Annotated in this window: 16 protein-coding genes; 12 read left to right on the forward strand and 4 right to left on the reverse strand. The window is 63.8% G+C overall.

Annotation, left to right across the window (positions count from 1 at the left end; all coding sequences use genetic code 11):
- Positions 1-17 precede the first annotated feature (17 nt).
- Both IG65_RS37185 and IG65_RS0127080 read right to left on the reverse strand, forming a co-directional pair.
- A complete protein-coding gene (locus IG65_RS37185) occupies positions 18-626 on the reverse strand; it encodes a TetR/AcrR family transcriptional regulator (protein ID WP_197039935.1) in 609 nt (202 codons plus the stop codon).
- 997 nt (positions 627-1623) lie between these two features.
- On the reverse strand, positions 1624-2064 hold the full coding sequence (locus IG65_RS0127080; RefSeq protein ID WP_030517781.1) for a MarR family winged helix-turn-helix transcriptional regulator: 441 nt from the start codon (positions 2062-2064) through the stop codon (positions 1624-1626).
- 231 nt (positions 2065-2295) lie between these two features.
- On the opposite strand from IG65_RS0127080, the gene IG65_RS0127085 reads away from it, so the two are divergent.
- The 3 genes from IG65_RS0127085 to IG65_RS0127095 all read left to right on the forward strand — a co-directional run bounded on the left by IG65_RS0127085 (position 2296) and on the right by IG65_RS0127095 (position 4973).
- Positions 2296-2634 (forward strand): Lsr2 family protein, encoded by a 339-nt coding sequence (locus tag IG65_RS0127085; protein ID WP_030517782.1) that lies wholly within the window; start codon positions 2296-2298, stop codon positions 2632-2634.
- Between the two features lie 708 nt (positions 2635-3342).
- Positions 3343-3666, forward strand: a complete 324-nt coding sequence (locus IG65_RS0127090) for a hypothetical protein (protein ID WP_030517783.1) — start codon at positions 3343-3345, stop codon at positions 3664-3666.
- Between the two features lie 740 nt (positions 3667-4406).
- Positions 4407-4973 (forward strand): hypothetical protein, encoded by a 567-nt coding sequence (locus IG65_RS0127095; RefSeq protein WP_030517784.1) that lies wholly within the window; start codon positions 4407-4409, stop codon positions 4971-4973.
- 108 nt (positions 4974-5081) lie between these two features.
- Here the strand turns inward: IG65_RS0127095 and IG65_RS0127100 are convergent, their stop codons facing one another.
- The gene (locus IG65_RS0127100; protein WP_156055786.1) at positions 5082-5486 is read right to left on the reverse strand and encodes a hypothetical protein; all 405 of its coding nucleotides are present in this window, start codon (positions 5484-5486) and stop codon (positions 5082-5084) included.
- A gap of 252 nt (positions 5487-5738) precedes the next feature.
- Here IG65_RS0127100 and IG65_RS0127105 point away from each other — a divergent pair, with 252 nt between their 5' ends.
- From IG65_RS0127105 to IG65_RS35170, 6 genes are all read left to right on the forward strand, one after another.
- Positions 5739-6314, forward strand: coding sequence for a hypothetical protein (locus IG65_RS0127105; protein WP_030517786.1), 576 nt, complete (start codon positions 5739-5741; stop codon positions 6312-6314).
- 242 nt (positions 6315-6556) lie between these two features.
- Positions 6557-7282: a hypothetical protein gene (locus IG65_RS0127110; RefSeq protein WP_197039936.1), complete on the forward strand. Its 726-nt coding sequence runs from the start codon at positions 6557-6559 to the stop codon at positions 7280-7282.
- Complete coding sequence (locus IG65_RS35165; protein WP_051756950.1) at positions 7279-7902, forward strand: class II glutamine amidotransferase; 624 nt, start codon at positions 7279-7281, stop codon at positions 7900-7902. The genes IG65_RS0127110 and IG65_RS35165 overlap by 4 nt, the downstream gene beginning before the upstream one ends.
- A gap of 134 nt (positions 7903-8036) precedes the next feature.
- A complete protein-coding gene (locus IG65_RS0127120; protein ID WP_051756953.1) occupies positions 8037-8762 on the forward strand; it encodes a hypothetical protein in 726 nt (241 codons plus the stop codon).
- 30 nt (positions 8763-8792) lie between these two features.
- Entirely contained in the window at positions 8793-9635 is an 843-nt protein-coding gene (locus IG65_RS0127130; protein WP_081879796.1) for a helix-turn-helix domain-containing protein, read from the forward strand.
- 18 nt (positions 9636-9653) lie between these two features.
- Complete coding sequence (locus tag IG65_RS35170; protein WP_156055787.1) at positions 9654-9968, forward strand: hypothetical protein; 315 nt, start codon at positions 9654-9656, stop codon at positions 9966-9968.
- 82 nt (positions 9969-10050) lie between these two features.
- Here the strand turns inward: IG65_RS35170 and IG65_RS0127140 are convergent, their stop codons facing one another.
- Positions 10051-10785 carry a helix-turn-helix transcriptional regulator gene (locus IG65_RS0127140; RefSeq protein WP_030517791.1) on the reverse strand — a complete coding sequence of 245 codons (735 nt, stop codon included), beginning with the start codon at positions 10783-10785 and terminating at the stop codon, positions 10051-10053.
- Positions 10786-11044: 259 nt separating this feature from the next.
- On the opposite strand from IG65_RS0127140, the gene IG65_RS38675 reads away from it, so the two are divergent.
- From IG65_RS38675 to IG65_RS0127155, 3 genes are all read left to right on the forward strand, one after another.
- A complete protein-coding gene (locus IG65_RS38675) occupies positions 11045-11317 on the forward strand; it encodes a hypothetical protein (protein ID WP_197039937.1) in 273 nt (90 codons plus the stop codon).
- A 181-nt stretch (positions 11318-11498) separates the two neighbouring features.
- Positions 11499-12245 (forward strand): helix-turn-helix domain-containing protein, encoded by a 747-nt coding sequence (locus tag IG65_RS0127150; RefSeq protein ID WP_030517793.1) that lies wholly within the window; start codon positions 11499-11501, stop codon positions 12243-12245.
- A gap of 48 nt (positions 12246-12293) precedes the next feature.
- The gene (locus IG65_RS0127155; protein ID WP_197039938.1) at positions 12294-13187 is read left to right on the forward strand and encodes a hypothetical protein; all 894 of its coding nucleotides are present in this window, start codon (positions 12294-12296) and stop codon (positions 13185-13187) included.
- Positions 13188-13240: the final 53 nt, after the last annotated feature.

Consider the following 13240-nt stretch of genomic DNA (forward strand, 5'->3'; position numbering starts at 1 on the left):
TGAGGATTCGACATCGCTTACTGACCGTTTCTGTGTGGTTGTTGTTTGTCAGGTGAAGTGCCCCACAGCCCGGCAAGGAGCCGCCGGACCTCTGTCGGATCGTGGTGTGGGCGTGCCGGCGCGTTCCAGCCAGCCAGTACCCACCGGTCGGCAGCAGCCAGTACACCGGCCGTGGCTGCCTCGATAAGAGAACGGTTGATGTCGGTGCGAATTACGCCCAAACGAACACCGTCAGCGACCAAAACGCGCACCCATTCGGCAGTCGCGAGCGAGTCAGGAGGCAGGTGTCTGGCGAGGGCCCGGTCATCCGGGTACTCAGCCAGATGCTGAACCAACCGGTCCGACGCGGCTGCGAGTTCGGCCCAAAAGCGAGTTGTGTCAGTCGCTGGTGCCCATCGCCCGAGAACGAGTGTAAGCCGCGCGACTAGGTCGTTCAACACAGTCTGCAGGAGATCATTACGATCATCAAAGTACTGGTAGGCGGTGGTTTTTGAGATTCCCGCTGCCGAAATAATCTTGTTGTAGGACGCACTCTCCAAGCCATCGGCAGCGAAGGCCCTGCGCGCGACGGCCAAGATGCTTTCGCGTCGCTCCGGAGCTAGTCGTTCGAATCGAGGCAAAGGCATGTACCGATGGTACACACCATCAGTACACTCGTGTCAAGGGAGCAAGTGCCCGGCCGACTCAGCGTCCGTTGGCCGCACAATCAACAGATGAACAGGACCGATCGCTCGCGGGCGAGTGCTCGTTGAGTGACTTGCGAATGTCGATCGGTGCGTCGGCTACCAAAATGTCGCAGATCCAGCCGTGCAGCTATGGCGGAGTTCACGTTCGCCTCTGATCCGCCGCAGGAGTACCGATGAGCGGACACCGTGAGCGCTCGCGGAGTTTGTGGTCGCGGCAACTACAGCGATCGGCCCCGCTTCTGCTGCCTTGACGCTTGTGCGCACGGGGCGGAGCCACCCAGCTTGCACTGCAACGGGAGGATCCGGTTGATGTCGCATTTGTTCAGTACCAGACGCGGCGCCGACAACGGGAATGCTCCACTATCGCAGTGAAACTCCGTTCGTCGGATGTTCGAATGATGCGCTCACGTTCTACCTCTGCACTTCCGGCGCGAAAATTGGTACCAGACTCGCCGCCCACGACAGAGCGGTTCGCACGAGTTCTGCACGTCAAGGATTCTGCCGTCATGGTGATTAACGGAAACGCCCGAGGCAGATCTCTACCCGCCGAACCACTGTAGCAGTCCGTCTTTTCGACCATAGTGTCATCCGCAGAGGCATATGAATTGCTATCTTACTCGGCATCAGCAGGTGCGTGGTCACCCATTCCCGTTCATGCCGACTTCAGCCCTACTCGTCATTGGGCCTCGTCATTGGGCCTACTCAATGCCCTATCGGCGATCGGTGAACAATGTCATCTCACACAGAATACTCGCCGCCCGGCGAGGGTCTCCGTCCGTTTCGCGGCTGGTTAGGAGCCCGCGAATCGGTCGAACCGGCGCAGTGACTCCACACTTGCCGATCGCGCGCAAGGCAGCCCTCGCTCCTCAAGTGGTCCGCCTGAAACGAGTGATGCGGAAGCTCACATCCGTACCCAGAGAACCGCCGGAACATTAGTTCAACGGGTCTCGCGGAGTTCTTCTGTGGATATCAGTCCCGCTTCGGCAGTACGACGGAGGAACTCGGCAATCAACTCGAGCTCTCCTTCGGTGTAGTCCTCGCACAATTGGTCAAGTCGCTTACTCATGCCACTGAAGGTCCTGTATAGCTCGCCGTTGCGTTCACGGATCGCCCGGACCATTACCGCGCGACGATCCGAATACTCTGGATCTCGTTCACGTACTACCCAGCCGCCGCGCTCGAGTCGGTCGAGCACTCCCGTCAGGGTAGCGGGATGGAGGCCTGTGCGACGCGCCAAGTCTGTTGGCGACATGGGGCCTTGCCCGTTGAGTAGATCGAGACAAGTCCAATCTGCATCTTTGAGTTCAACCTTGCTGCTCATGCGCCGATTGAGAAGAGACATTTGAGTGTTGAGCACTCGCAGTGCTTCCTTGAGCATGTTGATTCGTTGTCGGCGGGTTCGAGCTGAGGCTCTGTCCGTACTCACGCGCTTATGTCTCCCATAGCTGATGATCTATAGCATATGTGCGAGAACAGGGCGACGTTGACCGATCGCCCTGCTATTCTGCATCCGCGTGCCTGCCAACGTAGGGCATCGAGATTTGTTGCATAAGGTTTCCGGAGACTAGCATTTCGCTACGGCAGGTACGAGCTGATCGAGGGGTGCTCCATGGCGAAGAAGGTCATCGTCGAGCTGGTGGACGACTACGACGGGAAGTCCAAGGCCGACGAGACAGTGCGCTTCAGCCTCGACGGCGTGGAGTACGAAGTCGACCTGTCGTTGAAAAACGCGGGCAAGCTGCGCGCAGCGTTCGAGCCGTGGACAGAGCCTGCTCGGCGAATCGGACGAATCCCGCGCAGCAAGAGCAAGACGACTGAAACCCGGCCCGCTGCCGACAAGCAGCAGACAGCGACGATTCGGGATTGGGCTCGTGAGAACGGGTATGAAGTATCCAGGCGCGGGCGGATTCACAAAGACATCATCGAGGCTTACCACAAGGCCCGCTAGAAGCTCCGGCACCTCAGTCCGGATGCCGGCCTGAACCGGTCATAGTCAGTCGCCTGGCGACGAACGCATGCCCCCCACGCACAATTTGGCGTCACTGGTGACACATTCGGCGTCGGTGTGTTTGAGCGCACTCAACCACGCGAAGGGCGACCAATGACAACCCTCTGTCACTTGCGCACTCTTCCGGCACGGGTGCCGGATCTCGGTGCCACCGTTCGATATTCCGGCCCCCGCATGCCGGGGGTGGTGCGTGTGAACCCACCCAGACCCGCTGCAGCAGCTGATCCACGGCCCGCACTCCCTACCGCCGCTGCCGGTCTCCGCGCCCGACGCCGACCTGACTATCGGGACGGTCACGGTCGGTGAAAGCCGGGCGGGTCCCAGGCGGCAAGGTCTTTTCCGCGCTGGGCTGTGAGACCGGGCGACCGGCTTGGGCTGCGCTGCGCCGACCACGGCGTGCTCGTCGCCTCTGCCGATCCCGATGGCCCGATCTTGATGCGCGATGGGTTCATTCGCATCCCAATCCCAGCGGCGCCGAGTGCATCTGTTCATCGGCGACAGCGTCCTTCTGCTCGGCACACGAACTCGCAATCGCTTGGTCATCGTCACGCCCGCGGCAATGGAGGCGTTGTCCGCTCCCGGCGTGGCACTGCTGGAGCGGCCACACCGATCACCACCAACACATCACCAGCAGCGTCCACGGAAGCGGTGGCGGCCGCGCGAGTCCTGCTGTTGCAGATGGGGTTCAGCCTCGCCGATCTCGTCGGCACCACCGCGCTCGTTCCGACCTTCGCCGACGGGGTCCCGCAGCAGGTGCGTGCCACGCTGAGTCCCGGCACCTTGCGGACCTACGAGGCGCATCTGCGGCGACTGGAGACACAGTGGGCAATGCGGCTCCTGGACGAGCCGACCCAAGCAGACCTCGAGGACGTGGCCCGTGCCGTACAAGACCGCGCCCGCGCCAAGCTGAACTCATCTGCGCACGTGACCCGGCCCGCCGCCGCGATACGAGCGAAGTCGCGCAGGTACTGACACTGCGCTACTCCGAAGGACTCAATGCCACCGAAATCGCAAGCGAACGCACCGCAGCCGGTCTCCGGTCAGCAGAATCCTCGCCTATGCCAACACGATCGAAATTCCGACCGCATGAATCACAAATAAGAGAAAGCAGTGCTGCAAACTGCCAAAACCCAGCGTTCGATTACCCGCGACTAATTCGGGCTCATGGGATCAGGGGAATCGAACCCCTAACCCCTGCCTCACAAAAGTCGAGCTAAGGCGGCCGATACAACGTCTCCGCCCGTAGCAACAGGAATTTCACGAGACTTCGCGCAATTTTCCGGCACGAACGATACCTGTTCCCTGCTGACGCCGTCAACATCCCATCCCTGTTACTGACGGCGTCAGCAAACCAATCGACCACACTCACAGGTCCAGGTAGGGGCATTGCATTCGAGCGAGCCGACGCTCGACGCGCGCACTTCACGGACTCATACAGATAACGAGTACGCACCCCCTATCAAGGTTGTGTGATGTGCGCCACATCTCCGGCGCAGACGAGGAGGTACCTGCCCGATGCGTGACACAACCGTGCGTTTTACCTATCGACAGGCTCCGGTTGGAGGTGTTCGATGGACGCAACCATCTCGATACCGCCTACGAGCAGAGACGTTGTTGCGCACCTGCGATCTTCCCGCGCAGCGGCGGTCGGAGGGAATCGGAGCCTCATGAGCGTCGATATATCTTGTCCCTCTTGCGGTTACGACGATTGCGTGCAGAGCGTTCCTGCGATCCGCGCTTCGGGGACCTCGACGGTTTATGGCACCGACTACTACTCCGGTGTCGGTGTGAGTTCGTCGGGTCTGGTGCCGGTGATGGGCTCCTCGCTCGTTGAGCGAACCCAGTCCAGTTATCTCGCAGAATCACTCGCGCCCGAGCCTGAATTCCGGGGTGCTGGGCGCCTCACGGTCCTGGCTTTGGTCTTAGGGGTGCCTGCCGGAGTAAATCTCCTCATAGCGGTGGTGGTGCTGCTCAAACCGCATCCTGACATCTCGACTGCCGCGATCGTGGTTGGGATGTTCGGTTTTGCGCTTTTCCTTGCGATTCCGTCGTTGCTGATTCTGTGGTTCGCGTTCCGGAGGCTACGACGGTCGGCCCGGATCCGCCGCGGGGCTCCCGCGGCGTATGCGGTGTGGCGGGCCGGGGTGTACTGCCACCGATGTGGCATGTGCTTTTGGCCCTTCGCGCCCGCCGCCGGGATCCCGGTGCGACATCCGGTCCCTCCAGGCGGTTTCCAGGGGATCGTCTGGAACGCCGGGGGTTACCTCAACGACGCGTGATCTCTCCCGATACAGGGTCGTAGACCCCTTCCACCGTAGGGGCGGGCGGAGTTCGCTTGCGGACCCTCCGTTCGGTGATCCCCTCGGCGGTCTATCTCTGAACATCGGTTACGGCGATTGTTCTGCCGATCCGGCGGACCGTTGCGGCTCGTTAAGCCTCTGCTCGCTCTCACGATGTGCCGTCTGCACGCCTGGTTCAGGCTTTTCCTGCCCGGCGGCAAGTAGTTGGCGCGCGCCCTTGAGGCTGATTTCGAGTAGTTCGGCGATCTCGTCGGTGCTACATCCGTGCTCGTTCATGCGCGCCACGGCCGCAGCCTGCCTGGTGTGATGTACCGCGATTTCGGCTGCGGCGGTCTGTTCGAGGTGGCGGATCTTGTCGTGCAACGCTCGGATGCGGCGGTCGCGGCGTTGTTCGATCGTTGAAATCGCTTGCCACTGTGACCAATACTCCCGCACCGCGTCGCTGACATTCTGTTCGCGGCGACGTTCGACCGCGCGGCGGCGATCCATCACTTCCCGCGAATGATGTAGCCGCGCAGCAAGTTCACCAGCGTCTTGCCCGTGTGCGCTTCTGCTCGTTCGGCGGTCGTTCATGTCGGGATCTCCCAAATTCTGGGTGAGATCAACCGCGCCTCGCAGCTCAACAATACGCCCAACCCCGGCGACCGAGCACCGTCTCCGCTGCAGAGGCGACGTCAGCCGTCAGCTCCCGTTACCCCTCGTCTCTCTCTTCTGCGCTGCCCCCTGCTGTCGAAAGGAGTCCCCGTGACCGAAAGCCCGTTCACCGATGTCGCTGATGTCGCGTCGATGGTGTCTCGGTGTTTGTCCGATCTCGAGCCGGTGTTCGAGCAGATCGACTGGGCCGAGGACGAAATCGCCCGCGCGCAACGACGCCACCCGCGCCACCGCAACACCCTCTACCACTCGTTCGCGTTGTTGATGCCGACCCATGAGCGGATGCGTCAGGAATTCGTGTTCCGGTCGCACTGCCGTGAACTGCTCGACCGCGTCGCCGCAGGCTTGTCTCCGGTGCCGGGGACCGCGGCCGAGGTCGCGCTCGTGGTCATGCAGGCCAGCCAAAAGGCCCCGCTCAACACCGCTGGATTCGGCCTCTACGTGCGCATGTGGATCCAGGCCGGATTCCCCGACTTGGAATCGGTCACCGGCTCGCACGAGCACTACGAGGCAATCGCGAAGTCCCGCATCGACGATCTCGAAGCCGAGACACGCACCCGCCTGTCCGTCGCCGACCGCGTGCTGCGGTCCGTCCAGTGCCCGGGCCGCCACCACGGCCAACCGGCCGACGACTGCGAATACGCCCGTCGCAGCCTGGCCGCCTGAGCGAAGCTCGCAGGCCCCATCGGGTGCTCGCCATTGCTCTTGTTTGCCCTGTTCCTGTCCGTGTCCCGCGCCGGTCGACTCCCCCTGTCGGCCGGCGCCTTTTCTGTTGTGGAGGGTGTGTGCGTTCATGACCGATCCCATCCTGGGCCCACCGTGCGCGGTCTGTGACGGCGCGGCGTCCGATACGGAGTTGTGCATCGCGAATGCCGCTGTGTGCGAGTCGTGTTGGCAGCAACTGCCCGTTGACCGGCCCGGACTTGCGTACCGATACCGATGACCTGGTGTGCGCGCGGTGCGCGGGCGCGTTGTTCCGGTGCGAGGCCTGCGCCCACCGCGGGAAGGTGTGGAACTACACCTACCGCCCCGACCCCCGCTTCCACGGCACCGGACCGCTATATCTGGGGCTGGAGTTGGAAATCATCGTCCCGGACAACCGTTTCGACACGTGCGCCGGGCTCGCCACCGACCACCTCGGCGACCTCGGATATTTGAAACGCGATTCTTCCATTAGGCCGTCCGGGTTCGAGCTCGTCAGCCACCCAATGTCCTACCGGTACGCGATCGACGCGTTTCCCTGGCCGCTGCTCGAACAGCTGCACCGGCTGGGGTGTGAGGCCGATGCGTCGGTGGGGCTGCATGTGCATGCGAGCCGGGCTGGGTTCGACAACCCGGCGCATGTGTATCGGTGGCTGAAACTCTTGTACCGCAACGAAACAGCGGTCACACGGTTGGCGCGCCGCCGCACGCACTATGCCCAGTTCGACAGCGCCGCCCGTGCGCGTGCCCGCCATACCGCTAAGGGGCCGCAGCACGCGCTTGGGTTGGAGCGGTATCAGGCGATCAATCCGTTGCCGCGCAACACCTTGGAGGTGCGGGTGTTCGCCAGCTCGCTGGATGTGCAGCAGGTGCAGGCCGCGACGGCTTCGCCATCGTCGCCGGCCGCCGCATCATCACCGGACACGGCATGAACGCCCACACCGTCATCGCCAGCTTCACCCGCACCCGAACCGAACACCCCAACGGTCCGGCGTTGTTCCACTCCCGCTACGCCACCCACGGCGCGATCGACCTCGCCAACTGCCATCCCTTCCGGCTCGGCGGCGACGCACGAACAGTGTTGGCGCACAACGGCACTTTGCCCAAGCGGGTGCATCCGCGCGCGTACGACCGGCGCTCGGATACCCGGATCGCGGCCGAGGACTACCTGCCCACTCAACCGTTCGGGCCGATCGACACCGCGGCCGGGGCGCGCGGACTAGCTGGCTGGTTGGGGTCGAGCAAGCTGGTGATCTTGACCGTCGACCCGGCCTACGCCCACACCGCGTACCTGTTCGGTGAGCGCGCGGGGCAGTGGGTGGGCGGGATCTGGTATTCCAACCGCTCCTACCTGCCGCCCGAGCAGCGGTGGCCGGCCCGGCGGCCGACGGCGTGCGGGTACTGCCTGGACCGCGATCTCGAACGCACCAGCCGCTACTGCCGCGGCTGCGGCTGGTGCTTCGGCTGCCAATCCGCTCTTTCCCACTGCACGTGCCTGCCCACCCCGGCCCGGCCGGCTCCGTCCGCGGCCCCCGCACCCGGCTGGACCTGACCCGACCGCCAGGCCCGCTCGACCCGAGCTGCCTGGCACGCCTTTCCTCTTGCGCCCCGCTTCGCGCCGCTGCCCCGGCCCGGAGCGGGGCGCCGTCGTCTCTCCCCCGAATTTCTGGAAGGACGTGAATTCGTATGCCCGCATCCACTCTCACCGATCAGCGGTGCGATGACTGTTCACACCCGATCGACGACAACACCATCGTCACCACCATCGAGGGTGATCATCTGTGCCGTACGTGCGCCGACCGGCTCGACACCTGCGACGACTGCGCCACACCCACGCGAGAAGTCCGCTCCACCGTGCGCGGCACCGAAGTGTGCACGGATTGTTCGATCGGCTGGCGTCGGTGCCGCGATTGCGACCGCTTCGACAGCGACTTGGTCCGTGTCATCGGCCATGGCGAGGTCTGTGACGACTGCGCCGACAGCTACCTGGTGTGCGATGACTGCGGCTCGCGCGCGGACGGGCTCAGCGAGACCGAATCCGGGGCGGATGTGTGCGGGCGCTGCGAGGACGCCGACTACCACCGGTGCGCCGGCTGCGACGTCCTCATCCGCTGCTGGGAGGACTACTGCGACACCTGCGCCAACCAACATCCCGACCACCACGGCGTCCACTCCTACAGCTACAAACCCGAACCCGACTTCCACGGCACCGGACCGCTATACCTCGGACTGGAACTCGAAATCAAAACCCCCCGAGACGTTTTCAACGAAGCCGTCGAGCTCGCCATCGACCGGCTTGGTGACATTGGCTATCTAAAGGAGGATGGAAGTATCCAGCCGTGCGGATACGAGCTTGTGACGCATGAAAGCGCTCGGGGGAGAAAACTTTTCACCAATTCCTGTATTTGCTGACACGACAGTGTCGGCGTTCGAGGGGGTTTCATGACCACCACCACACCCGATTCACCTGATGCTCGACAGCCACCGGATGTCGCCCGTTTGGCTGGTGATGTGCCGGTTGGAATTCCAGCACTCGGGCCCTGGCTACGAGTGATGCGCGAACACCGCGACCTGACCCGCGATCTGGCCGGCCAGTACACACACGTCAGTGCCGCCTATCTCAAGTCGGTCGAGGTTGGTTCGGCGACTCCGCGCCGGGACACACTCGACAAGATCATCACCGGTTACGAACTCTCACCCGCCCAGCGTCGCCACACCATCGACTTGTGGGAACCCGCCGCAGTCCTGGCTCCACTGGACGAGCTGCGTGAGCGTATAGCGATTCCTGGTCGCCGAGGAGAGTTGGCGACATGGGACGCCCGGGCGATTGCCTGTGGCTTCTGCGATCCCCTGTGGAATGTCGTGGCGGGCAACCAGCAGTTCCATAGCCTGTTTCCCGGTCTGGACCAAGCCGAGAACAACCTCGCCATCTGGCGATTCTCCTCGGCTGACGAGTCGTGTCGCCAGGATCCCGACGAGGAGGCCCAGTTCTTCGTGGCGACTCTGCGTGCGGCGTTGGGCCGCTTCCGGGATGCGCCGGTGGGAGCGCGGCTCCTTCGACAGCTCGCCGGCAGTGCCCGATTCGCTGAACTGTGGCGTAGCGGTGTCGAGGTCGCCTACGACGTTGGTCCGTCTCCGCGCCGCTGGGGCGACCGGGATGACCTGGTCACCGTGCAGGTCACCGAGCTCGTCGAGGAACCCGGGGTCCGCTTGTTCTTGGCGTATCGATCGCGCGCTGCCGGGCATCAGGGCGCGGACGACGTTGGGGCACAACCTGCTTCATAGTGTGAGGGAGGTGCTGGTGTGTCGACTGATAAGCATCCAGACACCACAGATTTTGAGGACGCCGCGGATGCAGTGGCGGCCCCGCACGAGCCGACCTACCCGGTCTCTGTCGGCGCTCGCGCTCTGCACAAGTCCGAAGCGTGGTATCTGCGGCAGCTGAAAGCCGGCGCGCTGCCGGGACATCGGGCCGGGCGAACATGGTTTCTCACCGCCGCCGACATCGCCGCCGCCATCGAACACACCGCCACCGCCGCCACGCCACCGCAGCGGCCTACCTCGCCGTCGGCGGCGCAGCACCGTCGCCGCCGGCGGCGACGCCCCGGACCCCCGTGACGGTGTGCGTCACGGGCGGGCGTGGCCCGGAGGGAAGACCGCCAGGTGTCCGCCTGTTCCCTCCCGGGCCACGTTCATGCACTCACCCGCGCCAACTTGGCCCCGCGGGTGTGAGCTGGCCCTGCCACCACCCGACCCGGGGCGGAAACCGCAACTCGGACGCGGTGAACAAGTAGTCGATCGTGTCTCCCGTCCCGGGGTTGGTCATGCGTGCGCCGTAGATGAAGTCGGCGGTAGCGGGGCGGGTGGTCCACAACGCTTCCCATTCCGGCACCCGACTGCAGACCTCGAGCAGCCGCTCGCGCTCACCGTCGGGCATCACACACTCGATCAGTGGCGCGGCACCCCAGATCAGGCCGTGGGCGATCGTGCGCCAGTCCTGCCCGAGTAGCTGCCGCGTCCACGGGTCAGCGACCAGCCACTCGTAGATGCTCACCCCGGCGCGCAAATGCATCAACGACTCACACGCCTGGTTGGCGGCCACGATGCGGCCCATGACCGTGTTGAGGATGAACACCGGCACCGTGATCGCCTCGATAGCGCGAAGCTCCAGATCACAGGGTGCACTGTCGTCGGACCGCAGCCGTCCCTCCCGCGCCGACAGAAGAAGGCGAACGTTGTTGTCCTGGACTTCCAAGGCTGCCAACACTTTTCGAATGTTGTCGTCGACGAGCGGACGCCTCTCGAGTTCTATCTTCTTGATCGTGTCCGCCGCCAGCCCGACCTGCTGGCCCAGCTGGAGCCGGTCCAAACCCAGTTGCTTCCTGCGCTTTTCGATGAACGCGCCGACGTTCCTTAACCTTGCCGGTATTGTCATGGGCTTCCCTCCCCACCGATCGTGTGGCGCCACCGGGCACAAGTTGTCCCCGCTGCAACCGTTGACCCCCTGCACTGTGCCCACAATGCTAGAGCTAGATCGCAAGCGCATACAGGCCGCAACCACACAATCCGGTGTGACTCCGGTCATGAATACACAGGGGTATATACGTTTCGGCTGCCACACCGTCGAGGCATGCCGTCGTGCAACGAATTTGGTTCGAAAGCGCCTACGGCGCAATGCGGGAGGGAATCAAAGAATGAGTCCAGAGCGCCGGGAGTTGTTGTCATCCGACCTCGACCGAGGCTATCGGGTCGCGTCGCAGGTCAGCGATGCCGCTCACCTCATCCAGACCTACGCCGACACCGCCGACGACCTGCAATTGGCGGAATTCGTTCGGCAATTCGCCGTGCAGCTGCGCACCGAATGCATGCTCCGCGACCGCGCCGAATTACTCGCCGCCAAGAAACCGCCCATGTCATGGGCAGAATTCAGCGCTCGCCGCCGCACCGACACCAACGAGCGGCGTTGAAACACCAGTGATCGGTCACGGTCGAATGCGCGCGAACTCTATGAATATTCATATTTCAGATCCGGTCGAGACGATGTCGGGGAGAGACGGAGACAGGCGGGTGAACCGAGTACGCGGCCACACGGACGGCAGACACCCACCCAGACGTACCCGACGCGCCCGCGCCGCGGCGCGGGTAGAGATGCCGGACCTGCACATCTGGTTGGATCAGCTACGCCAGGAGCGGGGCTGGTCACGCGAGATCGCCGCCGCTCGCGCCCGGATCAGCACGGCCTACCTTTTCAAGATCGAGCACGGCCGGTCCGTTCCCACCATCGACACCCTGGCCAGGATCGTACGCGGATACGACCTCGATCCCGCCCAGCGTCGCCACACCTACGACTTGTGGAACCCGCCCCAGCGGCTTGCGGCCGACGACGACCTCCGGCACCAGATCGCGACACCGGAAGTCAACGCCCACCTCGCATATCTGGATGCCGCGCGCATCATCTGCGCCTACACCACTCCCCTATCGACCGTGCTCACCGCCAGCGACCGGCTGTACGACGCACTGCCCGGCCTTCGCCGAGCCAGCAATAACATCGTCTTGTGGTTCTTCCAGCCCGCAGCGCGTGAACTCGTCGTCGACTGGGATGACGAAGCACCTCACGTCGTCGCCGCGCTTCGCGCAGCCATCGGCCCCTACCGAATCAGCCACCATGCTCTGGCGCTGCTGCGCACGCTGGCCGCCAACCCCCGGTTCGCCGAACTCTGGACGACACACCCCACCACAGTCAGCTATGGCCGCCCGCCCGGCAAACCAGTCCTGCTGCGGCACAGCGGTTCTCGCGGTCCGGCCGCAATCTCATTGCAGATCAGCGAATTCCACAGCCCGCACGCCATCCTCGTCGCTTACGCCATCAGCAAAGCCAGCGCGGAATGCATATAACCGTCAGTGTCACAACACTTTCCAAGGCAGAACACCATGCGCGTTTTCATGACCGGAATAGCTCACACCACCGGCGACCCGCGGCCCATCACAGATATCGAACCCATTTCCGCCGAGCCAGGACTGGTCGATGCCCTACATGAGGTCGGACTCGCCACCTACCGGCACGCCCGCGACTCGCCCATCGACATGGCCGCAACCTGCATCGCGGAAACGCTCGACCACTCGCGGACGCCGGCGTCCGGGGTCGACATCCTCATGCTCGCCTCCTCCACCATCGGGTTCGGACAAATCGAAAATACCGAACTCCTGCAACTGAGTGAGCGTTTCGGACTCAGCCACGCCACACCGATCGGGGTCTCGGCCGCCGAATGCGCCAACTTCGGCATCGCCCTGCACCTGGCCCGCGCCCTCGTCGCTTCCGGCGAGGCCCGCACCGTGCTGCTGGTGACCACCGACGCCTGCACCACACCCGAACAGCGCCTGCTCCGTCAAGTCAACTCCGTCGTCAGCGACGGCGCCGCATCCTGCCTCGTCACCGCCGAACCCGCGCGCATCGAAATCCTTACCACCGTCACCGCCACCAATCAGCTGATCCGCGCCGCCACCAACCCCGACACCATCGCCGCGCTCACCCGCCGCACCCTGATCGGCCTCGTCGACAACGCGCTACACCGCGCGAACATCGACCGCACCCAGATCCGCCAGGTGATCACCAACAACATCAACACCGAAGCACTACGGTTCATGACCCTGTCAGCCGGACTCGACCACAACCTCTGCTACGCCGACAACATCGCAGACTTCGCCCACGTGCACTCTGCGGATAACCTGCTCAACCTGCAAAGTTATCTCGAAGACGGCGCCGCACCGGACCAGATCGTCCTCACCATCAGCCACGCCTTCGGCACGTGGGCACTGGCTCCCCTCCGGATCCGGTGACGACCACTACGACCGTCTGCACCGCGCGGCCTCTACAGGAGCGGTCGACGGCG

It is taken from the genome of Nocardia sp. NRRL WC-3656, assembly GCF_000720265.1.
Lineage (GTDB): Bacteria > Actinomycetota > Actinomycetes > Mycobacteriales > Mycobacteriaceae > Nocardia > Nocardia nova.

What these genes read in the sequence shown, in the direction of transcription:
- IG65_RS0127085 (WP_030517782.1), top strand. Translation starts at nt 2,296, where the DNA reads ATGGCGAAGAAGGTCATCGTCGAGCTGGTGGACGACTACGACGGGAAG.
- IG65_RS37185 (WP_197039935.1), bottom strand. Translation starts at nt 626, where the DNA reads ATGCCTTTGCCTCGATTCGAACGACTAGCTCCGGAGCGACGCGAAAGC.
- IG65_RS38675 (WP_197039937.1), top strand. Translation starts at nt 11,045, where the DNA reads ATGAGTCCAGAGCGCCGGGAGTTGTTGTCATCCGACCTCGACCGAGGC.
- IG65_RS0127140 (WP_030517791.1), bottom strand. Translation starts at nt 10,785, where the DNA reads ATGACAATACCGGCAAGGTTAAGGAACGTCGGCGCGTTCATCGAAAAG.
- IG65_RS35165 (WP_051756950.1), top strand. Translation starts at nt 7,279, where the DNA reads ATGAACGCCCACACCGTCATCGCCAGCTTCACCCGCACCCGAACCGAA.
- IG65_RS0127155 (WP_197039938.1), top strand. Translation starts at nt 12,294, where the DNA reads ATGACCGGAATAGCTCACACCACCGGCGACCCGCGGCCCATCACAGAT.
- IG65_RS0127120 (WP_051756953.1), top strand. Translation starts at nt 8,037, where the DNA reads ATGCCCGCATCCACTCTCACCGATCAGCGGTGCGATGACTGTTCACAC.
- IG65_RS0127150 (WP_030517793.1), top strand. Translation starts at nt 11,499, where the DNA reads ATGCCGGACCTGCACATCTGGTTGGATCAGCTACGCCAGGAGCGGGGC.
- IG65_RS0127130 (WP_081879796.1), top strand. Translation starts at nt 8,793, where the DNA reads ATGACCACCACCACACCCGATTCACCTGATGCTCGACAGCCACCGGAT.
- IG65_RS0127080 (WP_030517781.1), bottom strand. Translation starts at nt 2,064, where the DNA reads ATGCTCAAGGAAGCACTGCGAGTGCTCAACACTCAAATGTCTCTTCTC.